Here is a 24,090-nt window from a genome sequence, read left to right as displayed (position 1 = left end):
AACGGCTGTGAAATCACTGGCCACTATGCGCACACCGCCTCGAAAACGGGTTTTGCATGAAATCGTCCTTCCATGCTGCCACCGCGTATACAATTGAACTCAGAGATGCGGCACATCCGCAGGTCGCTCGTGAAAGAGCTCACGACCTGCGAAAACGCCTGTTTCTTGCTCGTGCTAGATTTGGCGGAAAGCGCGAACGCACCCATGGATTCCTCAGAGAACTCCGGGCGCGTTTTAAATATGCGCAAAGGGATGTCGCCCTTTAGAACGTTAAAAAAATTGAGGAAGCCATCGAGGGAGAGCTTTCGCAGCCATTTTCCCGGCTTGGCAATACGAGGGTCATCAGTAATTTTGAAAACAGGGCCCGTTTTTTCGTTAAGCTCCCTCAGTTCAGCAAGACGAGCCTCCGCGTCGACGCACATGCTGCGAAATTTATACATGTAAAAGACTTTTCCATTTTTTGTCAACACGTTGTTGTTTGAAAAAACAGGACCTTTGGGATCGTCTACCTTGACGATAATAGCCAGCAAGAGAAAAAGCCAACTCAATACAATTAAAACCGAAGCGCTGAAGCAGAAATCGAAAACCCTTTTCACGAAAAGATATCCGTATCGCCCATCAGGTCCTTTAAACGGCTCGTCTCCGACCATCTCTTCAATACCAGCAGCGCGCTCGGCGTCATCAGGACGAACCGGCTCCGTGCTGTCAAAATCATAGGCAAACCCACTTTGGATGGTTCTGTCAGCATCAAACTTAGCGCCCTCGGCCGCTTCCTTCATCGCACTTGAATCCGGCGAAACCTGCACCGGCTCCATATTTTCATATTTCTTTTCGGACAATTTCCAACCCTAACTTAACCGATTTTTTACGCCCCATTATTTCCATCTCGACATAAGCGCATCGCTTGTGTCGGTCAATCTTCCTTATGATGCCTTCATGCCCCTTCAATGGGCCTTCTTCTATACGCACGCCATCTCCGTTGACAACTCCACGAGATATCTCCACGAGACGCTTTGCCCCGCAAAATGCCTCCAGTACGTCAACCTCACTTTGGTCAAGAGGAAGGAAGCTGTTACTTCCGCAACCCAACATGCGAGTAAACGCCGGCACGTACTTCAACTCTGAAAGCAGCTCTGCCGGGTTTTCTGTTACCACGAAAACGTATCCAGGAAACAGAACCTCGGAAACACAGAACTCTTCCCCGCACCTTTTGCGTATCACCTTGCGGCGAGGAATAAAAACCTCTTTCAAAGTGCTACCGTCAACAAACTTTTGGATTCTCTCCAGCGTTGCTTGCTCTTTCCCGCTTGCAACCTGTACTACATACCACATGTGCACTACCTCCTTTCGCATGCAGACACGGCTTCGCCATCGGCCTTATGCGACCGGACGGTTTGCCAAGTATGTCCCCCACATAGAGAGAAACACGCCTAGCGATGATTTCTCTGCATGCGAGATATGCAGTACGCAAGCCTGCAGAAGCAAAGCAGGCGTAAGCGCCGCGCATAACGCGGTGCTCTAGCGCGCGTGCGCCCCCCTCACTCGAAAGCTCGAGCGTGCTTTCGCGAGGTATGCGTAATGCTCGGCACAATGAGCATCGCTTGCTATGTAGCGATACAGCATGGCATCGAACATCCGCTTGGCGGGCTTTCGCTCGCGGCCAAGTCGGCCGCCTTTCACGAAATCGGCCGAAGCCTGAAGTTTGCACCCCATGCTGACCAGTCGTTTCGCTATATCGATATCATCCTGAATGGCTTTGCAGCGCTCAGGATGAGCGATAATCACCTCGTATCCCCTACCTTGAAGTTCAAAAATCGTGCGCTCATATGCTTCGAACTCATGCGGGGTTGCCCGTGTTGAAAGCTCCAGCAGAAACTCATTGCTGCTATCGAAATGCAGATAGTCCGCCCATTCCATGCCCAAATCCATGAGCTTGGCATGGTTAACCTCAAAGCCCATCTGCAAAGGGAACCCCCCCGCATGAGCCACCAGTAACTCGTACGCATCCCATATAGCGTCATAGTCGAAATACGGATCGCGACAGTGCGGCGTGCAGACAATGCTCGTCACACCCGCGGCCTTCGCAGCCTCCAGCATGCGTAAGCTTTCCTGGAGATCCGCCGCTCCGTCATCAACACCGGGGAGTATGTGGCAATGAACGTCTCTCATACGCGTTACTAACCGCGGCGCGCGCGATTAGGCGGCGTACCGTGCTTGCCACCTACACGACGCACATCAGTGGACACGAACATGCCAGGCTCAGATGCGGCGCTGGTGTGGTCGAGCTCCCCATTCTGCGTGTAATACGCGTAATAGTATTCATTAGCCGTGGTCTCACAGTAGTTCATGACCACGCCAATCACATTCGCGCCGGCCTTGCGCAGCTGGTCGTGCGCTTCAAGGATGGCATCGCGCTTGGTGAAGTTCTCACGCACCACCAGCACCGTGCCGTCTGCCAGCGTAGAAAGAATTGCCGCATCAACAAACGTACCCACCGGAGGCGTATCGTAAATCACGTAGTCATAGCGTTCTTCCAGCGCATCCACCATACGACGGAAACGCTTAGAGGACAAAACGTCTGCCGGATTGGGGATATGCGGCTCAACATCAAGCAGATACATATTGGGCACTGTGGTGGAAGCTACCGCCTGTTCAAGAGACATTTCTTCAGAAAGCACCGCATAGATGCCGCCTTGGGCGCGTACCTTCAGCATGCCTGCAAGGGTACGGTTGCGAAAATCGCATTCCACCAGTAGCACGCTTTTGCCGGAGGTTGCAATAGCCTCTGCAAGATTGATGGCCACCGTGCTCTTGCCCTCATCGGGGATAGAGCTAGTCACCACCAGCGAAGCAATAGGATTGTCGACGCTTGCGAAGCGGATGTTGGCCAGCAATGTTTTTGCGGCGTTTTGCATCTCAAGCTTCATGGAGCGGGATTTTTTACGAGCCATGATTACCTACCTCCCTTCATGGCAGGCATACGACCGATGACAGGAAGCCCAAGCAGCTCTTCAACCTCTTCAACGCGGCGCACCTTGGTGTTAAGCATGTCCGCCACCACCACAATGGCAACCGCCAAAAACAGGCCGGCCATCAAGGCAACCGCCACATACATAGGACGATTGGGGCCGCTGGGATTTACTGGGGCAACTGCTTTGTCAATAACGTTAACGCTCTGGATGTCCATGACCTCCTGCGCAACGCTAGAAGCACTTTCAGCGAGCTTGTTGGCCACAACGGCCGTTGCGTCTGCATCTTCGCCCGTAACAGACAACGTGATGACGCGCGTAGTGGTTTCGCTTGTAATGGCCACATCAAAACCGGCAAGGCTTTGCATGCTGAGTGCCTTTGCCGTATCCCCCATGACGCGATCACTCTTGATAAGAGTTGCGACATCATTGGTGAGTAGCTGGCTGGCGTTCAAATCGCTATACATATTGCTACTGCCATTGGAGGTTTCCGTCTTCGTGAGCACATACAGGCTTGTAGAGGCCGTGTATGTGTTAGACATGAAGAAGTAACTATACGCACCCATGGCAAGAGCGCATACAATAGGCAGCGCAATCACGAGCGCCAGACGCTTGCGCAAAAGCTGCAGCAATTCAAGCAGTGTCATCCGTTCAAAAAACCTTTCGTCCATCTGCGTACACGCCTCAAACAAGACGCGCCGAATCGTACCCATACGCGAAAAAAGCACGCTAGCGTGCCAGGCATGGGGCATGCATTGGTTCATTTCATTCAACGATTATTTTACGGAAACACTCCGTTGGTTGACGAATCACGCATACCCGTTACGAAACAAGCTTATACGTTAGAAATAATACCCCATCTTTACGATTCATCGCTCTTCGTCATGCAAATTTTTCTCAAAATGAAATTTTCCACAAACTCGTACAAACCCAGCTCATTGGGGTATTTCATAGCTTCTCGATATGAAATTAGGGCTTGGTTAGCGTCTTTGCTTATAGACGACTTTCTAGCACCCGCCACCTCCGCACTCCTCAGCCTGCTTACCGCGCTTTTGAGGCTGCGCGGGAGGGCGCCCCGCCGCGTTCGAAACGCTTCGCGTTCTTGCACGCCATCACGGCTGGAACCCTCTCATTCGCCCTAACCGTATTCGGCGTTGTGTTCGGACCCTGCCCGAAACTCTTACCAGTTTTCCGGGACGGCGAAATCCATGATTTTATCTCGCCACAACACCATGCACCCAAGCCGCCTTGTTTCCACAAGGTCAATCACCCGCTGGTTCGAAGACCCCTTCCAATGCAGGTCGTAAGAACGCCTTCCCATAACGAACGGACCGTCCACCAGCACATCGCACACGTCAAGCAGCGCGCGTGCTGCGCAACGGGCGGCATTGCCCCTGCATGTCTGCGAGGCATCCTGCGCTTTGCGTCCGGGAACATTGCCCGCCAGAATGTCTTCATAGCAATAGCCCGAATACGCCCATACGCTCAGCCCACGCGTCTTACACCATCGGGCAAGGGCAAGGCATGCCTCGGGCTGCTCGAACGGCTCGCCCCCGGTAAGCGTCACGCCCGAAACGGACGCGTTGTTCGCAATGCGCTCACACAGCTCCCCCACCGTCGAAAGATACCCGCCTTCGTGCGACTGGCTCTCTCGGTTGTGGCACCCCGGGCAATGATGGCTGCACCCTTGGACGAACGCCGAGAAACGCAAGCCCGGTCCGTCCACTATGCTTTCCTCCACCACGCCGTACATGCGAATGGGCATCGCATACACGGCACCCAGTTCGTCTTGTACCCGGCGCGTGTTCTTCGTCTGTTCTTGCGCCATAACGTCCTGCCCTTTCGCATTGCTCTTCGGTGCTCCCGCGCCGGCCCTTCATGAAACAGGCGGCGCGGGCGCGGGAGCACAGCACGCGTTAACGCGTCATGACCGAATGCTTCACGCGGTCGGCCTCTTCCGCCGTTTTCGCATCGTTCCAGCGATCCATGGTTCCTACCAGGTAACCCGTAATGCGGCGGATGCGCTCAAAGGCTACGCCGTCCGATTCCGCGCGGCCGCATTTCGGGCACACATCGCCGATGATGCCGTTGTATCCGCACACCGGGTCGCGATCCACGGGATGATTCACCGATCCGTAGCCTATGCCCGCTTCTTTCATATGGCGAACCACCGCTTCGAAAGCGTCGAGGTTTTCCGTGGGATCGCCGTCAAGCTCCACATAGCTGATGTGGCCTGCATTGGTGAGCGCGTGATACGGCGCCTCGATGTCGATCTTGTCGAACGCGCTGATGCTGTAATACACCGGCACGTGGAAGCTGTTGGTGTAGTAATCGCGGTCGGTGACGCCCTCAATCACGCCGAAGCGCTTCTTGTCCATGCGCACGAAACGACCGGAAAGACCCTCGGCAGGCGTAGCGAGCAGCGTATAGTTCATCTTGCGCTCGGCAGAAAGTCTGTCCAAGTAGCGGCGCATGTAACCCACGATCTCCAGGCCAAGCTTCTGGCTTTCGGCGCTTTCGCCATGATGCTTGCCCGTAAGCGCCACCAGCGTTTCCGCCAAACCGATGAAGCCCACGGAGAGCGTGCCGTGCTTGAGTACTTCACGCTGCTCGTCTTCGGGCTTGAGCTTCTCGGAATCCAGCCAGACGCCTTGCCCCATCAAAAACGGAGCGTTATAGACCTTTTTTCGCGCCTGAATTTCGAAGCGCTCGTCAAGCTGGCCCACCGCCAAAGCGAGTTTTTCGTCGAACATCCGGAAGAACAACGTAACATCGCCCTTCGCCATGATGGCAAGCCGCGGCAGGTTGATGGAGGTGAAGCTCAGATTGCCACGCCCGGTTACAATTTCGCGATCGGGGTCATAGACGTTGCCCATGACGCGCGTGCGGCATCCCATGTAGGCGATCTCCGTTTCGGGCGTGCCCTTGTAGTATGGCAGGTTGAACGGCGCGTCCACGAAGCTGAAGTTGGGAAACAGCCTTTTCGCGGAGCAACGCATAGCCAGGCGGAACAAATCGTAGTTCGGATCGCCCGGATTGTAGTTCACGCCCTCCTTCACGCGGAAGATCTGCACCGGGAAGATGGGCGTTTCGCCCGAGCCCAAGCCGGCCTCCGTAGCAAGCAGCACGTTCTTGATAACCATGCGGCCTTCGGGAGACGTGTCCATGCCGTAGTTCACCGAGGAAAACGGCGTCTGCGCACCCGCGCGGGAATGCATGGTGTTGAGGTTGTGGATAAGAGCCTCCATGGCCTGATAGGTTGCACGGTCGGCATCTTTGAAGGCGTTTTTCTGCGCATAGGAAAGCGCTCGCTCTGCCAACGGACGTTCGATGCCTTCGTTCGCAAGCGCTTCGGCAACAAACGCGCGGTAGCCTTCGTCCATTTCAAGCGACGCCCACGTCCCCGTGGCCTCTTCGGCCGCAGCGGTTGCCCGCTGGGCAATTTCGCGCGCATCCTCGCGATCGGCCAAAAGGTCGCACGCTTCGGCTATGTGCTTTTTGAACAGGCGGCGGTACGTTTTGCGCACGCCCTCGGCCAGGCCGTAGTCGAAATCGGAAATGGACTGTCCGCCGTGCTGATCGTTTTGGTTACTCTGGATGGCAATGCAGGCAAGCGCGGAGTAGCTGGCGATGTCGCTCGGCTCGCGCAACACGCCGTGGCCGGTGGAAAATCCGCCGCGGAACAGCTTGCGCAGGTCAATCTGGCAGCAGGTGGTGGTGAGCGTGTAGAAGTCCATATCGTGGATATGGATGTCTCCATTGACATGCGCCGTCGCGAACTCGGGCGCGATCACGCACATCTCGTAGAACTGCTTGGCCGATTCGCTGCCGTACTTGAGCATGGTGCCCATGGCGGTGTCTGCGTCTATGTTGGCGTTTTCGCGCTTCATGTCGGAATCCGACGCTTTGGAAAACGTGATGTCCTTGAGCGTTTGAAAGATGCGGCTGTTCACATCGCGCACGCGGTTACGCTCGGCGCGGTAGAGAATATAGGCCTTTGCCGTTTGGCCGAAGCCTTCGTCGATGAGGGCCTCTTCGACAAGGTCCTGCACGCCTTCAACCGTGGGTACACCTTCCACGGCCCCGCTCTCTATGCGGGCCACCACGTCTTCTGCCACCTTCCAGGAAACGGAGCGCGGCTGCATGGAGCCAGATGCCTGAAAAGCCTTGTCCACCGCTTCGACGATCTTCTCGATCTTGAAATCGGCGGTGCGTCCGTCGCGTTTGACGATGGTCTCGATCATAGCCTGCCCCTTTCGCCGCGAAGGGCGCACGATGCCGGCGCGCATGCGCGCACTACGCCCTCTGTTCAACCTGTTTTGCCCCGCATGCGCATCGTGCGCTTTGTCTGCCACGGACGAAACCGAGCATGTAGCAACCGGCTTCGCTCCATGCGCAAATGCTGCGCCCCGCGTGCGCCGCCTGGTCCAAGCATGGGGGTCGATCGAAAGCGCACGCCGCATTCGAAGAGCCGCCGATCGCCTGGCAAGGCTTTTTTGATAGAAATACGCATCCACAATATATAGTGGATGCGTATTTATTGCTTGTATAGATATGGTATTTTGAGCATCTTCAAATTGCAAGAGCGAATCCGCCAGCGGCATGCGAGTCCGCTTACTTCAGCCGCAGGTCAAAAGGGGTGTTATTCGGGAAGAAAAATCTTTGATTCACCCCTTTCGCACCCCATGGTTCACGCTGAACAACCGCTCTCCGAAAAGCAGGATAATTGCGAAACCGGCGCAACGGGCAAGCCACCGGCGCACCCACGCACACTCAGGTACGCTCAGGCGGAACCAAGCAAACCCGGGCACGCTAACGCACGCCCGGGCAAACCAAGAGTGCGTCCTATTCGACGGTGCCGTAGACATACCCCCAGGCATGCCCGGCAATAGAGGAATTCAGCTGCGCACACAGGGCGATGCGCGTATACGATCCAGGGGGCAGCAGGTCGACTATTTCGCGCAAATCGGCGCAGATGTCGAAGGTTTCGGCCGCAAGGACCACATCAAGACGCTCAACGAACTGGGCGTCTTTAAAGAGGTAGTCAACGACACGCTGCAGCTCTCCGTACGATTCGCTTCGTTCCAGCAGGGCCATACGGCCTCCTTCGGTTGGATTATCGTGGTCGAAAATGTCCGAGGGCGCTCGGGGCGCGACGGCGCGGGCAGCGTTTCGCCGCGGACGTGCCACGCATACTCGAGGCCGCTTTCGGCAACGCCGACCGGTCGCTTCAAATCGGGTGTTCCAGACTAGCGAAGGCAGTCCGCTCCGCTCACGGCAACAGCAAGCGCACCCGTGCATGCCGGCGTCGCTTCGCCCACGACACGCAGGAACTGAGCGCCCGCCGCGCGCAGAGCCAAGGCCGCATCGGCCAGAGAATCGGGCGTTGCATAGGGGTTGCCAGGAATAGAGACGCCCAGGGTTGCGCGTTTCTTCTCCATAGCGGTCGCGGCCTTCACGCGAATCTGCACCAGCAGCGGCTTTTCCGTAAGCGCTGCGAAACGGCGCACAGCTTCGGCAATCGTCGCCGCTTCGGCCGCGCAAGAAAGCCCTACCACGTCGGCCCGATCAAGGGCGGATACAATATCTTCGACGTCCTTGCCCGCGAAAAGGCCGTCTTCGTCAAGGTCAACGGAAGCGAACACAGGCCGGTCGGTCTTTCTGCGCACAGCATTGATGGCGCATTCCGCATCGGCCACGCTGCGCAGCCCGTTTAGCAAAATCGCATCGTACATGCCCAAATCGAGCTCTGCCGACGCATCGTTGAGCGTCTGCACGGCGTTTTCGTACTGCTGCTCGGTCTGAGCGCGAGAGCCTTCGTTCGATGGGTCAAGAGGAAGGCCGCACGAGCCTATTTCGCAGATCAGGTGCTGAGGCTTGCACGCCCAAGCCCCCTCCAGGGCCCGCAGCGCTATTTCCTGCGCGCGATCTTCCATACGGTTGTGGGCAAGACGGGCCTCGCAAATCCCTTCGGTTCCGGCGACCAGGCACTGAGCGCCGGTCATCGACTCCATGCGGAGGGCATCCTGAACAGTTTCGGGCTCCATGAGCATAACAAGCTCGCCATCCTCTTGCATATTGATGCCTTGACGCTCCAGGGCGAAGGCGACAGGCGCGGAAAGCACCAGCATGTCTTTGTGAAAACGAAGTTCTATATCGGCCACGGTGAAGCTCCTCTTCAGATGGGCGGAAATGGGCGAGATGGGAGCGCGCCGTTGACGGACGCGCGATGCAAGCTTATTGAACGGGCGCACAGTACGCACCTGTTCGGCAAGCGTACAACGAGCCCGCCAGGCGATGCGCGGCATGCACGCACCGGCAAGCGCAGCAAAGGTCTCTTTCGGGACGCTATTGTAGCGCATGGCCCCGCAGCGCCTGATTCAAAAGACCGCATGATTGCATCCGGGTATTCATCAAGCCTTCATATATAAGTAAAACCTACGCAAAGTGAGCGGGCAAGGCGGGCGGTGAGCGGTTACTTCACACATCCTTGAAGTTTTGTCCATTAGACCTCCATAGGGCCATCATAGGTTCTTGAAATGAGGCCTTTATACTTGCAAGTGCAAGCACGAAGGTTCCCCTCCTTCGCTTGCCTGCTCGTTAAGCAGAAGCGGCGCAAAGACGCCGTAACCCCCTCCTTGTGTGAGGCCCGGCTTCCCTTCCGGGCCTCGATTTGTTTTCTGGGCAATTCGCCTTCCAAGAACGCACCCGCCTGAATCCCCTCATTCAGCCTTGCACCCTCATCCCCTTCGCTATCCTTCGCGGCTCTTCGCGCTCCCTCTTTGCGACCCTCCTCGCGCTCCCTTCGCGACCTCCTCGCGTCTCGCTCAAGCCAAGCGCCCAGACATAGAATGCGCTGCGGACTCGTGACGTTTTACGCTATCGATAGCTCTTCCCGATGAAAAGATGCCCCACCTAGAAACAACGTCTAGTCATACATCAGACCTCCACAGCCTCGCCATAGGTTCTCAAAAAGCGCCCCTTATAATGACAAGTGCAAGTTCGAAGGCTTCCCCTCCTTCACTTGCCTGCTTCATAGCAGCATTCGATGCCTAGGCATCGTAAATCCCCTCCTTGTGTGAGGCCCGGCTTCCCCTCCGGGCCTCAATCTTTTTCTCGGCGAAATTCGATCGGCAAGCCGCGTGCGCTACGCCATCCCGAGCATCTCTTTCGCATGGGCGCAAGAAGCCTCGCTCGAATTGCCCGAAAGCATGCGCGCCACTTCCAGCACGCGTCCCTCTTCGTCAAGCTCCGTCAGCGTGGTCTCCGGAATAGAGCCGTCTTCCGCGACGTTTTTGCTTACCAGGTAATGCGTTTGCGCACGAACAGCCACCTGCGCAAGATGAGTCACCACGATGACCTGGTGCGTTTCGGCCAAATCGGCCAAAACGTCGGCCAGGGCAAGCGCAACCGAACCACCCACGCCCGCGTCAACTTCGTCGAACATGAGCGTGTCGCCCTCGTCCACCGCGCCAAGCGCCGCTTTGACGGACAGCATCACGCGGCTCACCTCGCCGCCGGACGCAATACGGGCCAGCGGACGCGCGGTCATGCTCGCAGAAGGCCTGTAAGCGAACTCGAATTTCGAAGGACCCGCCGAGGTCCACTTCTCGCGATCCAAAGGCACGAACTGGCACACGAGCCCGGCGCCTCCCATTTCCAGACGGTCCATGAAAGCGTTCACCCGCTCAGCGAACAGCGGCGCCGCTGCGCTGCGGGCGGCATCCAGGTCGGCCGCTTTAAGCGCCAAGACCTCTTCCGCCTCATCAAGCGCCTGGACTGCTTGCGCCACGCGCTCCTGCGCATCATCCACCGAGGAAACCAAGTCGGCCGCGCGCTCACGACGCTCCACAACGTCTTCCATACGCGGGCCGTACGTGCGCATGAGACCCTGAAACGCACTCATGCGCTCCTGCAGGCGCGCAAACGATGTGGGGTCGTGGTCTATGCCATCCCGATACGCGCGAACATCGCGGGCAGCATCTTCCAATATATAGGAGGCTTCGCTGAGCGCTTCGCATGCGGAAGAAAGCGTAGGGTCCATCTTCTGCATGTATTCGAGCTGCATGATGGCGTTGTTCAGCGAAGACACCGCGCCGCCGTCTCCCGAAAGGCCCCAGTAGGCCGCATCCGCCGCCTGAGCCAGAGCCTCCGCGTTCTCGACGCGAGGCAGCTCCTGCCTGATTTCTTCGTATTCCTCGACCGAAGGGGACACTTCGTCTATGCGCTGCACGATGAAACGGGCCTCTTCCAGCTGGGCCGAGCTTGCGCGGGAAGCCTCCTGCACACGCTCGAGCTCGGCTTTTGCCTCGGTCGCGGCAGCAAAAGCGCTCTTGTAGGAAGCAAGCGCAGCGGCCACGTCCTCGCCCGCCCACGCATCGAGCATGGCAAGATGGCCCGATGCCTTGAGCAGGCGCTGGTGCTCGTGCTGGCCGCACAAATCGACCGACGATCCGATGCGGGAGGCAAGCTGGCCGACCGTGGCCATGGAGCCGTCTATGGAAACGCGGCTGCGCCCATCCGCGCTCACCTTTCGAACAGCCACATGGCCATCAGGGGCATCTTCGCCGCGCAGAAAGAACCTGCCTTCAACCGAGGCGGCCGATTCTCCCTCGCGGACCGTTGCCGCATCGGCGCGCTCGCCCACCAAAAGTTTTATAGCCGAGAGAAGCGCCGTTTTGCCGGAGCCCGTTTCGCCCGTGATGACGGTAAGCCCCGAAGACGGGACGAACGAAGCATCGCGAATCAAAGCGACGTTTTTGACATGAAGTTCATCAAGCATACAGCACCTCGCAAAAACACGGCACGGCGGCGCAAGCCGAATCCGGACTGCACCACGCGCCGCACCGAATAATTCTTGGCACATTATCGCGCAAAAGCATGGACAAATGTTCGAGACAAGCCCTGTCTTCCTCGTTCTTCGCGCAAAACAGCACGGTTTAAGTCCGCAGGAAGAATACGGCAAGAAAGCCGCCAGAAAAGCGAGCGTTTTCATCATGAAACAAGCGGCACCCTCGCCTGCAAAGTCCTATTGCCGGAAAAGAAACGATGCGCGTCTTTTGCCCCTAGCGCCTCGCAACTCAAGAACATACCGCACGAAGTCACGCTACAATGGACGCCCGCAACAAACGCCGCTTCGACAGACGCTCGTTGCACAAGGCCTCGGGCCGTCCCGCATGCAAAACCTGACGATAGGAGCCTTCGTGAAAAAGACCATCCTCTTCGCCTGCGCCTGGCTGGCTTTCGCCGTAGGTTTTCTGGGCGTGTTCATCCCCGTGCTTCCCACCACGCCGCTTCTCCTGCTTGCCACCTTCCTTTTCGCGAACAGCTCGCCGCGCTGCCACGCGTGGATCTGCAAAACAAAAGTCTATGGCGCCTACGTCAAGCCGTTCAAAGAACAAGGCGGAATTCCGCTGAAGCGAAAGGCTCACATCATCGGCGTATCCTTCGCCGTCATGGGCATAAGCGCGGTTCTGGTGCAAAAGCCCCTGGTGTGGGGCATTCTTGCGGCCGTCGCCTTGTTCCTTTTGTGGCTCATGGGCATGCGCATTCCCACCATCAGCGAGAAGAAGGCGGCGGGCCTGGAAGAATAGCGCGCCGTCAAGCCGAACGCGGCGAGCGACGGCGCCATCAAAAGCCTATCGGACGCGACGCGAATCGTCCGACCTATCGGGCCAGACGCTATCGACCGGACGTCGTTTTTCGGCTAGCGCGTGCAATACGCGCAAACCGCGTCGCGCAGGAATTGCGCTCCCCCGGAAACAGCCTCGTCGTAATACGCACGGAAACGTTCGTCTGCGACATAGCCCTCCGCCAAAGACGCATGCGCTTCGGGCGTGTACATGCCGTCGGGCCAATACATGCACAGCCAGCGCTTATGCATGGCGCACAGCCTTCGGGCCGCATCCCCTTCAGGATCGCCCGTCGCCGCCGCCTTGGCAAGCTGCTCGAGAATAGCCGCAGCAAGCTCCTCGGCGGATTCCCATTCCTCCTCGTCCATGGCAAGAACCTTTTCCCGCGAGGCGTCGATCGCTTCGTTTCCGTACAGGGCACGCGCCTCCTTGCCGTAGGCGCGTTCGTTTTCCTCGACGGCCTGGCGCTTCATGCCCTCGAACTTTTCCTTATCGCTCATAGAGACTCCCCTTTCAAGATGGTCTATGGTCTTTCTAACCGACGCAATCATGGCATCGGTTTCATCCCGACGCCGCTCAAGACGCTCAAGGTGCTCATGCAGGGCATCCCGTACATCGAAGCCAGGAGCGTCAAGAACGCGCCGTATTTCCTCGAGCGCCATGCCGGCGTCTCGGTATAGAAGAATCTGCTGCAGCCGCTGCACGTCGGCTTCGTCGTAGATGCGGTAGTTGCTGGCAGAGCGTTTCGGAGAAAGCAGCCCCACCTCTTCGTAGTAATGCAGCGTGCGCACGCTTACGCCCGCCATTTCAGACAGGCTCTTTACCGTATACGACACGAAATCCTCCTTCTTGCCGGCAAGACACCCGAAGTCTAGACCATCACGTCGCGTGAGGGTCAACGCCTTTTGCACAACGTTTTCAAGCGACGCATCCACCACGCCGACCGGCGCGCCGCACGCCACGCCATGACACCGTAGGAAAAAGCGGCGTCACCTACAGAGGAGCCGAGGCGTATGATGGACGCAGATGGCAATCGCCGCACGCACGAACGTTTCGCATGCGGCGGGAAAGGAGTCACGCCATGCTACCCACGAAACCCATCAACGCTATGATCGAGGATGTCTTCGCAACGCGCTTCACCTGCAAGCGTTACGACCCCGATCGCACCGTCTCGGACGAAGACCTGAACACCATTCTGGAGGCAGGTCGCCTCTCCCCAAGCTCTTTCGGGCTTGAGCCATGGAAATTCCTGGTGATTCCCAGGGAATCGGCGCTGACCGACAAACTGCGCGAAATTGCCTGGGGCATGAAGCGCAACGCCCCCTACAGCATCGTCATTCTGGCCCGCAAGCACATGGAAGCCTCCAGCCCGCACGTCGCCCATATGATGACCGATGTCCAAGGGGCTTCTCCCGAAGACTTCGAGCAGCGCAAAGACATGTTCGCGAACTTCCAGGCGAACGACCTCGGGGTTGCCTCCGACCCTCGCCTGATGTTCGAGTGGTCGTGCCGCCAAGCCTATATCGCGCTGGCGAACATGCTCACCACCTCCGCGCTTCTGCACGTAGACTCCACGCCGGTAGAGGGTCTGAATTACGAAAAAGTAAATAAGTTCCTGGCAGACGAAGGCCTCATGGACCCCGAGGAATTCGGCGTCGCCGTCATGCTGCAGGTGGGATATCATGACCCCACGCACATCATGCATCCCAAGACGCGCCAAAAAGCCGAAGACGTCGTCGAATTTCTGAAATAGCGCACACGAACACACCCATAGCCAAGGAACAGTCATGCCAAGCACGATTGAACACACTATAGAACCCGTCTTCGACAAGCGCAGCCGCGTGCTCGTGCTTGGCAGCATCCCTTCGCCGAAAAGCCGCGAACAGGGATTTTTCTACGGACATCCCCAAAACAGGTTCTGGCGCGCGCTGGCCGCCGTCTTCGACGAACCCGTCCCGCGCACCGTGGAGGACAAGAAGGACTTGCTGTTGCGCCGCGGCATCGCGCTGTGGGATGTGGCGGCCTCGTGCGAGATAGAGGGCGCGAGCGATGCTTCCATCCGCAACGTTGTTCCCAACAACCTGAAACTCATACTCGAAACGGCGGACATCCAAGCCGTGTTCTGCACGGGCGCGAAGGCGGGGCAGCTGTACGCACGGCTCTGCGAAAAAGACCTCGGCATGCCCGCTGCCACGCTCCCCTCAACCAGCCCCGCCAACGCGAAGACAACGCTGCCGCAGCTTGTGCAGGCGTACCGAAACGCGCTTTCTCCGTATACGGCAAGCAGCGAAAACGCACCCGTCCTAGACGTGGCCGACGTGGTGCGCCTCGAACGCGAGATAGCGAAGCGCGGCACACCCCTCGCACTGCTCATGGAGCGGGCCGGATGCTTCCTCGCCCACAGGGCGCAGCGCATGGCGGAAAAGCAAATCTCGATTGAAGAAAACGCGTTGCTCAACGAAAACGACCAGATTATGGATAATGCACGGCCTGAGGACAGGCCGCGCTTCATCGTGCTGTGCGGCAACGGGAACAACGGCGGCGACGGATGGGTTGCCGCGCGCGATTTGGCCGAAAACGGCCAGCACGTCACCGTAGTGTGCAACGTGATGCCCAATGAGATATCCGCCCAGCCGGCACGTGACGCCGCCCAAGCCGCGAAACGCGTTCTTGAAACCTTACCGCACGCGCTCATTCTGGCAACGCCGACGCAAGAACAGCTACACGAAGCATTGTCCCAAGCGGACGTCTGCATAGACGCGCTGCTGGGCACAGGCTTCGAAGGCTCGCATGTGCGCCCGCCCTTCGACGCATGGATCGCCGCAGCCAACGAACAGCGTGCACGCGGCATGCTCACGATTGCCGCCGACGTGCCGAGCGGGCTTTCCGCCCAGACGGGCAAGGCGGCCACGCCTTGCGTCAAAGCGGACGAAACCGTCACCATGATCGTTTCCAAGCCAGGTCTTGAGACGCCGTTCGCATTCGCATTCTGCGGAACGGTGAGCGTTGCTCCCCTCGCCTATATCGACCCCATCCTCGATGAGAAGAAAGAAAGCGCGCTCGCAAAGCCCCGTGCGGCATCCGCGAACGACCGCACACTTGACGAAAACGACGAAAAAGCCGCCGCATCGGACAAGCGGACCGCTCACGCCGAAGCAAAGCGGCCAACCGACAGAAACAACGAATTCTTGCGTGCCGAGGCGGAAGACGACGACGGCTACGACCCCTATTCCGACCGACGCCCCGAGCCAGAGCCGCTTTTCCAACGCGATCCGTGGAGCTAGCGACACCCCTCGCGCAAAGCGAGAATCCCGTCTACCAGCCCCGGAAAATCAGAGCATGCCAGACACGGATTCTCGGCGCACAGCGCGTCTTCGTCGAACATACCCCACAGTGCAGCGACCGAAAGCGTGCCGGCGGCGTTGCTCGCCTGCAGATCGTACGGGCTGTCTCCCACGTAGATGCAGCTCTCGGGAGTCGCCCCCAAAAGACCGCACCCCATCAGAATGGGATCGGAATCGGGCTTATGCTTGGGACAGCTATCCGCGCCCACAAGGCAGTCGAAGAACTCGGCAACCTCGAGCACTTCCAAGCCGCGCCTGGCAAGAGGGCTCATCTTTGATGTGACCACGCCCATCTTGAACCCCTCTTCGCGCAGGCGCTCAAGACCTTCGCGCACGCCCGGAAACAGCGATACGCGTTCGTCATGGATGCGATGGTTGAACTCGCGATACGTGAGCAGAAGCTCTTCGTGCACCGCCGGATCGTCGGTGAAATCCCACATCTGCGTCGAAAGCGGCTGACCAACCTTGGCCATGAGCTTTTCGTCGGCTATATCGTGCCCGAGCACGTTGCGCACGGCATGATGGAACGATTCGAGAATAAGGTCGTAGGTATCGACGAGCGTGCCGTCGTTGTCGAACAGCACCGTGTCAAGAATAGGCATTGTCTCCCCTTGGTTCATGGTTCGCTTCGTTTCGGCGTTATCGTATCATGGAGCACGAAACGCAACCGACCGCGAGTCCAGTCAACGTGAGGAGTACGCATGCGAGCACTTATCCAGCGCGTCACCCGTGCCCAAGTGTCCATCGAAGGGGAGCTTCATTCCAGCATCGGGAAAGGCTACGTCATCCTTCTCGGCGTCGGAGCCGAAGACGGCAACGAGCAGGCCGAGAAGCTTTGGTCCAAGATATCGAAGCTGCGCATTTTCGAAGACGAGAACGGCAAGACCAACGTAAGCCTGGCCGACGTGCAGGGCGATGTCATGGTGGTGAGCCAGTTCACGCTGTATGCGAACTGCAAGCGGGGCAACCGTCCCTCTTTCACCGAAGCGGGCGCGCCTGACGAAGCGAACCGCCTCTACGAGTACTTCGTGGAATTGGCACGCCGCGACATCGAGCACGTTGCAACAGGCTCGTTCGGCGCCATGATGCAGGTGGAGCTGGTCAATGACGGGCCTTTCACCATCTGGCTCGACACCGACACGCTGTAGGCCGAGCGAAACGCCAACGAAACGGCAACAAGATGCCGCCGAAAGCAACGGGAGGAAAACGGGCGTATTCCCCGCCCGCCTCCTTTCTGCGACGATAGTCTCCTCCAAGCAAAACGGCACAGAGAGGGGCATCCATGATCGTCACCACCACCCAGTCCGTCGAAGGCTACAAAATCACCGGCTATTACGGCATCGTCTTCGGAGAAGTCGTCACCGGCGTGAATTTCCTTCGCGATATCGGCGCAGGGCTGCGCAACGTGTTCGGCGGCAGGTCCGCAGGATACGAAAACGAGCTTGAGCAGGCCCGCAACAAGGCGCTCCGCGAAATGGAAGAACGCGCCGCCAAAATGGGCGCGCACGCGGTCGTCGGCGTGGACCTTGACTACGAGGTCCTCGGTGCGGGCGACATGCTCATGGTCACCGCAAGCGGCACCGCCGTCACCGTGGAAAAGGCGTAGCAACGACAACGGGGGTTCGACCGATAATCGAACCCCCTGTTTTTCTTCGCGCCCTAGGCGTCTTCGATAGCGGCTTTCAGGCGAATTGCGGTGTGCCTCCTACTGCTCCTGCACGGCCTTCTTCACCTTGAAGAGCACCAGCACCAGGCTTACGCCCAAGATGATATGTCCAAGGCCCGCTATGCCAGAAATAGCAGCGTCCGCACCGTTGGGAAGCGCGGTTCCAAGCACCTGGAAAACGCCCCTGACCAGCAGCATGACCACCGAAACGTTCAGGCCCGCATGGTACGCGACAAGCACCTTACCCAAACGCCCCTGAATGCCGAACAGCTTATCAAGCATGACCAAGACCACGAAAAATAGCATGCCCAGCGCAAGGTAGTGCGGATGGATGAATGCAAGCGTCGTGGTGCCATCGAAGCCGTTGATCTTCGTGAATTCGCGGAAGAACACGCCTCCCGCCAAAGCAAGAATCGCATACACGATTGCGCAGTTGATGTATTTCTTCACTCTAGCCCCTCTTCGATTCCTTTCGCCATCTTCGCAGGCGAATCTTACGTACGCCTCGTATTCTAGCGTATATTTGAACATTGTTCATATAATCCCGAAGACTCCGCATAACAACAAAAGGCGCCGGGAAACCGGCGCCTTTCGGGCGGGACTAGCTGCGAAGACAGACGAGCCATGCTCGCGAGTTCTCGAACCTCGGCGAGCCTCGATTAATACACCATGCCCATGGCTTCCTGAACCTCAGCAAGCGTCTGGTTGGCTATTTCGTTCGCGCGCTTGTTGCCTTCGTTGAGAACGTCCTTGATGTAGTCGAGGTCGTTTTCGAACTGGGCGCGGCGCTCGCGAATGGGCGCGAAGTATTCGTTGACCGCTTCGGTGACATACTTCTTCAGCGCGCCAGAGCCGCCCATGCCGATCTCCTCGGCAATCTCGCGCTCATCGCGGCCGGTGCAAATGGCGGCCGTGGAAATGAGGCCGGAAACGCCAGGGCGATTCTCGGGGTCGAAGGTAATCATGCGCTCGGAGTCGGTCTGGGATTTCTTAATGCGCTTGGTCGTTTCTTCGGCGGTCATAGAGATGGAAATGGCGTTGCCGTAAGACTTGCTCATCTTGCGACCGTCAAGGCCAGGCAGAAGCGGCGTATCGGAAAGCAGCGCGTCCACCTCGGGGAACACCTTACCATAACGGTTGTTGAAGCGACGAGCGATGGTGCGCGTAAGCTCGATGTGAGGCAGCTGGTCGCGGCCGACGGGGACCACGTTGCCCTTGCAGAACAGGATGTCGCACGCCTGATGGACAGGATAGGTCAGAAGAAGGCCGGTAAGCTCGTGGCCGGACGCCTCCATCTCGGCTTTGACCGTAGGGTTGCGCTGCAGCTCGGCCTCGGTCACCAGGCTCAAGAACGGAAGCATGAGCTGATTGCACGCGGGAACCGCCGAGTGCGTGTAAATCATGGTTTTCTCGGGGTCTATGCCGCACGCCAGGTAGTCCATGACCATGTTGTAGACGTTGTCCTGGATATGCTCGGTGGTGTCGCGGTCGGTGATGACCTGGTAGTCGGCGATGAGGATATTCGTGCGAACGCCCATGTCCTGCAGCTCTACGCGCCCCTTCAGCGTGCCGAAGTAATGGCCCAGGTGAAGCCTGCCCGTGGGGCGGTCACCCGTGAGCATCGTGTATTTCTCGGGATGGCCGGCCAAATCAGCGCGAATTTCGTCGCTGCGCTTCTGGCTTGCCTCGAAGCTTCCTTCGTTCGCCATATCTGAACTCCTTCGAAAGATCGAGCCGCACCGCACGCCATGCGCTACGGCAATAATCGCAATCACGATTGCCCATGGTACCACGACATGCGTGCTATAGTAGGGCGCATGAGTTCTTACACCACCATATCGGGCCGTGCAACGGCCGAAATCGAAGAGAAGAAGAGCCGCTTCATCGCCAGCGTCGCACATGTCGAAACCGAAGAGGAGGCTCTGGCGTTTCTCGAGGAAATCCGCGCCGCCAACCGCATGGCGCGGCATAACGTGTATGCCTACGTTTTGCGCGAAGGCGGGGCGGGCGCCGCCGGGCGCGTTCGCTACTCGGACGACGGAGAGCCGCAGAAGACCGCAGGGCTTCCCACCCTCGAGGTGATTCAGCACGCAGGTTTGACCGACATCGCCGTGGTGGTCACACGCTATTTCGGCGGCGTGCTTCTGGGCACGGGCGGACTCGTGCGCGCCTATACGCAGGCAACTCAGGCGGGCATCGAAGCGGCCGAGCTTGTCGTGGTATCCAAATGCGTGGATATCACCGTGCGCATGGACTATTCCTCGTACGATCAGATGGTGCGTCTCGCCGAAGACTGCGGCGCCAAAACGCTTGACGTGCAGTACACCGACCGCGTTTCCATGGTGCTGCGCATGCTCGACGGCACGCAGGAGCCCTTGCTCGCAAAGCTGACCGAACTGTTCCGGGGCAAGGAAGACGTGGAAGTGTCCGAGCCGGTCGACGCCATGTTTTAGGCGAAGCCTATTCATTTCGCGGAAACACGGGAAACGCCCGGCGACCGTCGGCAGAACACGCGCAAACCTCCACATCGAAGGCCTCGTCGATCGCCTTCGACGCGTACACTTCGTCCACTTCTCCCGCCGCAAGAACCGAACCGTCCCGCATGACAACCAATCGGTCGGAATAGCGAAGAGCCAGGTCAAGGTCGTGAATAACCATGACGACCGTCTTGTCCTCTTCGACATTGAGCCGCCGCACCAAACGCATCACATCATGGCATGCGCCGATATCCAGATACGTCGTGGGCTCGTCAAGCACCACCGTCTCCGCATCCTGCGCGAGCGTCATGGCGATAAACGCACGCTGCCGCTCGCCGCCGGAAAGATGCGCCAGGTCGCACGTGCGAAAACGCGCCACATCCGTCAGATCCATGGCGCGCTCCACCGCATCGCGGTCGGCCTTCGGGAGGCGCCCTCGCCCGTTCAGATACGGAAAACGCCCGCACGCGACCAGAGACTCCACGGTCATCGCCGGCGGACGAGGCCCCTGCGAAAGCAGCGCCAATCGTCGAGCGCGCTCCCGCGAGGCGTATTCGCGCACGGGCCGACCGTCGAGCAGAGCCTCGCCGCATTGCGGGCGCGCAATGCCGCACGCCAGCCTCAAAAGCGTCGACTTGCCGCAGCCATTCGGTCCAACAATGCTTGTGACCTGGCCTTTTTCAAATCCTACCGAGACATCTTCGACAAGCGGCCGCACGCGGTCATAGGCAAACGACACCGCGCGCAGCTCCATGGCAAAGCATGCGGACGCGCGCCGGCGATCGGAATCGGCCGAGGCGCCCATCGAGCGCCCGCCGAATGCGCGGCAATCGCCGCCAGCGAAAGCAAACTCGTCAGTCAAGGCCGCCCCTCCTGTTCTTAAAAATCAGATAGATGAAAAACGGCCCGCCCGCAAACGCCATCAAAATGCCCACGGGCACTTCGTACGGCGCGAAGAGCACGCGCGTCAAAAGATCGCAGCCCACCACAAACGCCGCGCCGAGCAGCGCAGAGATAGGCAGGACTGCGCGGTTGTCGTGACCTGCCAAAAAGCGCACGATGTGAGGGATAATCAGCCCGACGAAGCCGAGCAGACCGGCAAAACTCACCGCCGCGCCGGCAAGCAACGCGGCCACGGCGAGCATTCCCAGCCTGCTCGCGCGCACGTGCAAGCCCAGCGCATGCGCCATATCGTCACCGAGCGCAATGATGTTGAGCCGATGCGCGCCCGAAAACCCCGCGGCAAGTCCCACCGCGATAAGCGCCGCCGGCCAGGCAAGGTCGCGCAGCAGCACGCCGGAAAACCCGCCGGCCAAAAACATGGACGAACCCACGTAAGCATCGGGCGCCACGATCAAAATGGTGTTCATGCCCGCACCGAACACCGTGGTGATCGCGATGCCGGAAAGCACCACGGTCAAGCGAGACACGCCGGCATTCAGCGATATAACGAAGATGACCGCCGCCGTCGCAAGCGCGCCGACAAATGCCGCGCAAGGGGAAATCCACGGCACCTGAGGGAAAAAAGCGGCTGCCATCAGGACGAATAATCCCGCGCCCGAATTGACGCCTATCACATTGGGACTCGCCAAGGGATTATCCAGCACCGCCTGGATGATCGCGCCCGCAACGGCCAACGCCGCGCCCGCGAGCAACGCCGCCGCCACGCGCGGCAAGCGCACGTTCACCAAGATGTTCTTCGCCGCCTCATCCACATCCCCTCCGGCAAGCCATGTCGCCAGTTCGCCGAAGCTCACCGACGACGACCCCGTCAGAAACGCCAAGACCACCAGAGCGGCAAGGCCGCCGAGCGACGCGACGACGACACACGCCGTCGATCGCCCGCGAACCCTGCGCGCGGCATCGAATGCTGCCGTCGGCATTACGCATTACCGCCCGCGCCGTACAAATGCCCGGCAAGCGTCTCGTACGCCTGCGCCCAATTCGCATTGGGCTTGTACAAGAACAAATTGGGATCGAGCACGATATAGCGATCGTTTTGCACCGCAGAAAGCGTTGCCCACGCGGGGTTTTCCGCGGTCTGCGCCTCAAGGTTTTTCGTGGCCGCCGCCGTGTCGTTGCCCATGGGAATGACGAAAATGAAATCGGGATCAAGGTCGATGATGGATTCCAGACTGAAATCGGACAGCAGGCTTTGATTCTCGTCCGCCAGGTTCACCGCGCCCAAATCGGCGAGCATATCGCCCGCCATGGAAGACGACGCCTGCACGCGAGTACCGCGAGAATACGTGGTCATCAGCAACGCCGTAGGAGCATCGCCTTCGGCAGGAACCGCAGCGATCGCGTCGTCGATCGCTTTCTGCACGGCAATGCCGTTTTGCTCGTACAGGTCATCGCGACCCGTGATATCGCAGAAAACACGCAGCATACGCAGGTAATCGTCGAAGGTGGTCACTTCGAAATACGCCACGGGAATGCCCGACGCGTCCAACGCGGATTTGAAATCGGCCTGGCTGGAGTCGCCGCCGCGGCCGCCCGTTCCGCTGGTCATAATGACGAAATCGGGCTCAAGCGCAATAATCGCCTCAAGGTTGAGGCTCGTGAAATCACCCACGCTTTGCACGTCGGGAGACGCGATGTCGAAGTTGTCGAAGGTGAAGGCGTCGTCGGATACGCCCACCAACGTGCCGCCGGCCAGTTCCCACGTATTCGCGAAGCTGCCCATGCATGCGACTACGCGCTGCGGATCGTTCACCGTGACTTCATTGCCCATGTCGTCGGTAAACGTGTAGCTTTCAGGCGCTACAGCCTCCTGCTCGGCGATGGACTGAGAATCCGCAGGGGTGTCGGAGGCCGCGCCGCAAGCGCTTAGCGAAAGCACGCCGGCGGTGCCGCATGCAAGAGCAAGCGCCATGCCCGCCGCTGTGAAACGTTTTGCATATCCGCTCTTCATCATGGGAATTCCTTTCCTTTTTCTTATCCGAATACAATGCCTATGCATCCAATTTCAAGCCGTGAGCGCAGTAATCGTCTTGCGCAAGAATGTCGCCTTCGTGGTAATATGCCGCACGAGCGCGGCAGCCTCCGCAGCCCTCGCGATAATCGCACGTGCCGCATGCGCCCCCATATGCCTCGGTGCGCAACGCACGAAACACCGGGCTCGTTTTCCAGATTTCGTCGAAAGGCATGGTGCGCACATCGCCCGCCTCCTCGGTCATATAGGCGCACGGACGCACGATGCCTTCGGAACCCACCACGCAATACGTCAGGCCCGCAAGGCATCCGCGCGAAAAGCGCGTTTCCACGCCGAGCTGCTTGGCTACGCGCGTGAACTGGGGCGCGCACGTCGGCTTCACGTCGATGCTCACCTGCTGGGACTTCAGCATGATGTCGCGCAAAAGCGCTTCGTTTTCCTGAACCTCAAGGCTCGTTTCCTTGATGAACTCGCCGCGACCCACCGGAATGAGGAAGAAAATATAGTGGGCGATCGCGCCGATTCGCTCCGCGAAATCGGTCACACCGCAGATCTCCTCGCGGTTCCAATCCACCACGGTCGTGTGCAGCTGGAATGGCAGCCCCGCCTGCTTGCACGCTTCGATGCCCCTCATGGTCAGGTCGTACGCATTTTCAAGACCGCGGAATCTGTCGTGCTTGGCGGGGTCGAGGCTGTCAACCGAAATGCCCATTGCGCATGCGCCGCATTCCTTCAAGCGCATGGCGATCTCATAGGTGATCAGCGTGCCGTTGGTCCCGAAAACAGGACGCAAACCGCGCGATGCCGCATGCGCCACCAAATCGAAGATATCGGGGCGAAGCAGCGGTTCGCCGCCGGAAAAAATCATGATTTTGAAACCGGCATGCGCGATTTCGTCAATCATCTTCATGGCTTCTTCGGTGCTCAGCTCCCTGTCGGTAGCCTCTTCGGCATCCTGATAGCAATGCACGCATTTCAGGTTGCATTTGTTCGTCGTCATCCACGATACGATCATAGATACCCCCTTTTCGGCGCGCAAAAACCTAAGGCGCGCCTTCGCCTTTCCT

24 protein-coding genes are annotated in these 24,090 nt (G+C 58.7%); 6 read left to right on the top strand and 18 right to left on the bottom strand.

Going from position 1 to position 24,090, the window contains the following annotated elements:
* Positions 1-23: 23 nt before the first annotated feature.
* From HMPREF9451_RS09330 to recN, 10 genes are all read right to left on the bottom strand, one after another.
* Positions 24-839 (bottom strand): sugar transferase, encoded by an 816-nt coding sequence (locus HMPREF9451_RS09330; RefSeq protein ID WP_232204086.1) that lies wholly within the window; start codon positions 837-839, stop codon positions 24-26.
* Complete coding sequence (loaP, locus tag HMPREF9451_RS02635) at positions 820-1,332, bottom strand: antiterminator LoaP (RefSeq protein ID WP_009138748.1); 513 nt, start codon at positions 1,330-1,332, stop codon at positions 820-822. Before loaP ends, HMPREF9451_RS09330 begins: the two co-directional genes overlap by 20 nt.
* Positions 1,333-1,518: 186 nt before the next feature.
* Complete coding sequence (locus HMPREF9451_RS02630; RefSeq protein ID WP_040625974.1) at positions 1,519-2,169, bottom strand: CpsB/CapC family capsule biosynthesis tyrosine phosphatase; 651 nt, start codon at positions 2,167-2,169, stop codon at positions 1,519-1,521.
* 8 nt (positions 2,170-2,177) lie between these two features.
* Positions 2,178-2,951 carry a CpsD/CapB family tyrosine-protein kinase gene (locus HMPREF9451_RS02625; RefSeq protein ID WP_009138746.1) on the bottom strand — a complete coding sequence of 258 codons (774 nt, stop codon included), beginning with the start codon at positions 2,949-2,951 and terminating at the stop codon, positions 2,178-2,180.
* Positions 2,952-2,953: 2 nt separating this feature from the next.
* Entirely contained in the window at positions 2,954-3,616 is a 663-nt protein-coding gene (locus HMPREF9451_RS02620) for a YveK family protein (protein ID WP_040625973.1), read from the bottom strand.
* A gap of 533 nt (positions 3,617-4,149) precedes the next feature.
* Positions 4,150-4,797, bottom strand: coding sequence for a 4Fe-4S single cluster domain-containing protein (locus HMPREF9451_RS02615; protein ID WP_009138743.1), 648 nt, complete (start codon positions 4,795-4,797; stop codon positions 4,150-4,152).
* A gap of 88 nt (positions 4,798-4,885) precedes the next feature.
* Complete coding sequence (locus HMPREF9451_RS02610; protein ID WP_009138742.1) at positions 4,886-7,213, bottom strand: anaerobic ribonucleoside triphosphate reductase; 2,328 nt, start codon at positions 7,211-7,213, stop codon at positions 4,886-4,888.
* A 601-nt stretch (positions 7,214-7,814) separates the two neighbouring features.
* Positions 7,815-8,066: a hypothetical protein gene (locus HMPREF9451_RS02600; RefSeq protein WP_009138741.1), complete on the bottom strand. Its 252-nt coding sequence runs from the start codon at positions 8,064-8,066 to the stop codon at positions 7,815-7,817.
* A 152-nt stretch (positions 8,067-8,218) separates the two neighbouring features.
* Entirely contained in the window at positions 8,219-9,331 is a 1,113-nt protein-coding gene (locus HMPREF9451_RS02595) for a homocysteine S-methyltransferase family protein (protein ID WP_009138740.1), read from the bottom strand.
* Between the two features lie 785 nt (positions 9,332-10,116).
* Positions 10,117-11,751, bottom strand: coding sequence for a DNA repair protein RecN (recN, locus tag HMPREF9451_RS02590; protein ID WP_009138739.1), 1,635 nt, complete (start codon positions 11,749-11,751; stop codon positions 10,117-10,119).
* 421 nt (positions 11,752-12,172) lie between these two features.
* Here recN and HMPREF9451_RS02585 point away from each other — a divergent pair, with 421 nt between their 5' ends.
* Complete coding sequence (locus HMPREF9451_RS02585; protein WP_009138738.1) at positions 12,173-12,562, top strand: YbaN family protein; 390 nt, start codon at positions 12,173-12,175, stop codon at positions 12,560-12,562.
* Positions 12,563-12,675: 113 nt separating this feature from the next.
* On the opposite strand, the gene HMPREF9451_RS02580 is transcribed toward HMPREF9451_RS02585, so the two are convergent.
* Positions 12,676-13,437, bottom strand: coding sequence for a MerR family transcriptional regulator (locus HMPREF9451_RS02580; RefSeq protein WP_040626351.1), 762 nt, complete (start codon positions 13,435-13,437; stop codon positions 12,676-12,678).
* A gap of 245 nt (positions 13,438-13,682) precedes the next feature.
* On the opposite strand from HMPREF9451_RS02580, the gene HMPREF9451_RS02575 reads away from it, so the two are divergent.
* Both HMPREF9451_RS02575 and HMPREF9451_RS09610 read left to right on the top strand, forming a co-directional pair.
* Positions 13,683-14,354 carry an NAD(P)H-dependent oxidoreductase gene (locus tag HMPREF9451_RS02575; RefSeq protein WP_009138736.1) on the top strand — a complete coding sequence of 224 codons (672 nt, stop codon included), beginning with the start codon at positions 13,683-13,685 and terminating at the stop codon, positions 14,352-14,354.
* 34 nt (positions 14,355-14,388) lie between these two features.
* The gene (locus HMPREF9451_RS09610) at positions 14,389-15,885 is read left to right on the top strand and encodes a DNA-deoxyinosine glycosylase (protein ID WP_009138735.1); all 1,497 of its coding nucleotides are present in this window, start codon (positions 14,389-14,391) and stop codon (positions 15,883-15,885) included.
* Here HMPREF9451_RS09610 and HMPREF9451_RS02565 read toward each other — a convergent pair.
* On the bottom strand, positions 15,882-16,547 hold the full coding sequence (locus tag HMPREF9451_RS02565) for an HAD-IA family hydrolase (RefSeq protein WP_009138734.1): 666 nt from the start codon (positions 16,545-16,547) through the stop codon (positions 15,882-15,884). The two genes, HMPREF9451_RS09610 and HMPREF9451_RS02565, sit on opposite strands and share 4 nt — an antisense overlap.
* A gap of 99 nt (positions 16,548-16,646) precedes the next feature.
* On the opposite strand from HMPREF9451_RS02565, the gene dtd reads away from it, so the two are divergent.
* Together dtd and HMPREF9451_RS02555 are read left to right on the top strand one after the other, a co-directional pair.
* Complete coding sequence (dtd, locus tag HMPREF9451_RS02560) at positions 16,647-17,093, top strand: D-aminoacyl-tRNA deacylase (RefSeq protein ID WP_009138733.1); 447 nt, start codon at positions 16,647-16,649, stop codon at positions 17,091-17,093.
* A 134-nt stretch (positions 17,094-17,227) separates the two neighbouring features.
* The gene (locus HMPREF9451_RS02555) at positions 17,228-17,551 is read left to right on the top strand and encodes a putative heavy metal-binding protein (RefSeq protein WP_009138732.1); all 324 of its coding nucleotides are present in this window, start codon (positions 17,228-17,230) and stop codon (positions 17,549-17,551) included.
* Positions 17,552-17,650: 99 nt separating this feature from the next.
* Here the strand turns inward: HMPREF9451_RS02555 and HMPREF9451_RS02550 are convergent, their stop codons facing one another.
* A complete protein-coding gene (locus HMPREF9451_RS02550; protein ID WP_009138731.1) occupies positions 17,651-18,061 on the bottom strand; it encodes a DUF2871 domain-containing protein in 411 nt (136 codons plus the stop codon).
* Between the two features lie 209 nt (positions 18,062-18,270).
* Positions 18,271-19,320, bottom strand: a complete 1,050-nt coding sequence (gene trpS, locus HMPREF9451_RS02545; protein WP_009138730.1) for a tryptophan--tRNA ligase — start codon at positions 19,318-19,320, stop codon at positions 18,271-18,273.
* 108 nt (positions 19,321-19,428) lie between these two features.
* Between trpS and HMPREF9451_RS02540 the strand changes: the two genes are divergently transcribed.
* Complete coding sequence (locus tag HMPREF9451_RS02540; RefSeq protein WP_009138729.1) at positions 19,429-20,064, top strand: IMPACT family protein; 636 nt, start codon at positions 19,429-19,431, stop codon at positions 20,062-20,064.
* Positions 20,065-20,071: 7 nt separating this feature from the next.
* On the opposite strand, the gene HMPREF9451_RS02535 is transcribed toward HMPREF9451_RS02540, so the two are convergent.
* Genes HMPREF9451_RS02535 through nirJ2 form a run of 4 tightly spaced genes read right to left on the bottom strand, consistent with a single transcriptional unit; the run spans position 20,072 to position 24,038 of the window.
* Positions 20,072-20,950 carry an ABC transporter ATP-binding protein gene (locus HMPREF9451_RS02535; protein WP_009138728.1) on the bottom strand — a complete coding sequence of 293 codons (879 nt, stop codon included), beginning with the start codon at positions 20,948-20,950 and terminating at the stop codon, positions 20,072-20,074.
* Positions 20,943-21,971 (bottom strand): FecCD family ABC transporter permease, encoded by a 1,029-nt coding sequence (locus tag HMPREF9451_RS02530; RefSeq protein WP_009138727.1) that lies wholly within the window; start codon positions 21,969-21,971, stop codon positions 20,943-20,945. Before HMPREF9451_RS02530 ends, HMPREF9451_RS02535 begins: the two co-directional genes overlap by 8 nt.
* Positions 21,971-23,005 (bottom strand): ABC transporter substrate-binding protein, encoded by a 1,035-nt coding sequence (locus tag HMPREF9451_RS02525; RefSeq protein ID WP_009138726.1) that lies wholly within the window; start codon positions 23,003-23,005, stop codon positions 21,971-21,973. Before HMPREF9451_RS02525 ends, HMPREF9451_RS02530 begins: the two co-directional genes overlap by 1 nt.
* A 37-nt stretch (positions 23,006-23,042) precedes the next feature.
* Positions 23,043-24,038, bottom strand: a complete 996-nt coding sequence (gene nirJ2, locus HMPREF9451_RS02520) for a putative heme d1 biosynthesis radical SAM protein NirJ2 (RefSeq protein ID WP_009138725.1) — start codon at positions 24,036-24,038, stop codon at positions 23,043-23,045.
* Positions 24,039-24,090: the final 52 nt, after the last annotated feature.

The sequence above is a fragment of the Slackia piriformis YIT 12062 genome (genome assembly GCF_000296445.1).
Lineage (GTDB): Bacteria > Actinomycetota > Coriobacteriia > Coriobacteriales > Eggerthellaceae > Slackia > Slackia piriformis.
This window is presented reverse-complemented; position numbering and strand designations above follow the sequence as displayed.

Excerpts from the sequence above, each read along its gene's own strand:
- loaP (WP_009138748.1), bottom strand. The coding sequence starts at position 1,332 with ATGTGGTATGTAGTACAGGTTGCAAGCGGGAAAGAGCAAGCAACGCTG.
- HMPREF9451_RS02630 (WP_040625974.1), bottom strand. The coding sequence starts at position 2,169 with ATGAGAGACGTTCATTGCCACATACTCCCCGGTGTTGATGACGGAGCG.
- HMPREF9451_RS02625 (WP_009138746.1), bottom strand. The coding sequence starts at position 2,951 with ATGGCTCGTAAAAAATCCCGCTCCATGAAGCTTGAGATGCAAAACGCC.
- HMPREF9451_RS02620 (WP_040625973.1), bottom strand. The coding sequence starts at position 3,616 with ATGACACTGCTTGAATTGCTGCAGCTTTTGCGCAAGCGTCTGGCGCTC.
- HMPREF9451_RS02615 (WP_009138743.1), bottom strand. The coding sequence starts at position 4,797 with ATGGCGCAAGAACAGACGAAGAACACGCGCCGGGTACAAGACGAACTG.
- HMPREF9451_RS02610 (WP_009138742.1), bottom strand. The coding sequence starts at position 7,213 with ATGATCGAGACCATCGTCAAACGCGACGGACGCACCGCCGATTTCAAG.
- HMPREF9451_RS02600 (WP_009138741.1), bottom strand. The coding sequence starts at position 8,066 with ATGGCCCTGCTGGAACGAAGCGAATCGTACGGAGAGCTGCAGCGTGTC.
- HMPREF9451_RS02595 (WP_009138740.1), bottom strand. The coding sequence starts at position 9,331 with ATGCGCTACAATAGCGTCCCGAAAGAGACCTTTGCTGCGCTTGCCGGT.
- recN (WP_009138739.1), bottom strand. The coding sequence starts at position 11,751 with ATGCTTGATGAACTTCATGTCAAAAACGTCGCTTTGATTCGCGATGCT.
- HMPREF9451_RS02575 (WP_009138736.1), top strand. The coding sequence starts at position 13,683 with ATGCTACCCACGAAACCCATCAACGCTATGATCGAGGATGTCTTCGCA.
- HMPREF9451_RS09610 (WP_009138735.1), top strand. The coding sequence starts at position 14,389 with ATGCCAAGCACGATTGAACACACTATAGAACCCGTCTTCGACAAGCGC.
- HMPREF9451_RS02565 (WP_009138734.1), bottom strand. The coding sequence starts at position 16,547 with ATGCCTATTCTTGACACGGTGCTGTTCGACAACGACGGCACGCTCGTC.
- dtd (WP_009138733.1), top strand. The coding sequence starts at position 16,647 with ATGCGAGCACTTATCCAGCGCGTCACCCGTGCCCAAGTGTCCATCGAA.
- HMPREF9451_RS02555 (WP_009138732.1), top strand. The coding sequence starts at position 17,228 with ATGATCGTCACCACCACCCAGTCCGTCGAAGGCTACAAAATCACCGGC.
- trpS (WP_009138730.1), bottom strand. The coding sequence starts at position 19,320 with ATGGCGAACGAAGGAAGCTTCGAGGCAAGCCAGAAGCGCAGCGACGAA.
- HMPREF9451_RS02540 (WP_009138729.1), top strand. The coding sequence starts at position 19,429 with ATGAGTTCTTACACCACCATATCGGGCCGTGCAACGGCCGAAATCGAA.
- HMPREF9451_RS02530 (WP_009138727.1), bottom strand. The coding sequence starts at position 21,971 with ATGCCGACGGCAGCATTCGATGCCGCGCGCAGGGTTCGCGGGCGATCG.
- HMPREF9451_RS02525 (WP_009138726.1), bottom strand. The coding sequence starts at position 23,005 with ATGATGAAGAGCGGATATGCAAAACGTTTCACAGCGGCGGGCATGGCG.
- nirJ2 (WP_009138725.1), bottom strand. The coding sequence starts at position 24,038 with ATGATCGTATCGTGGATGACGACGAACAAATGCAACCTGAAATGCGTG.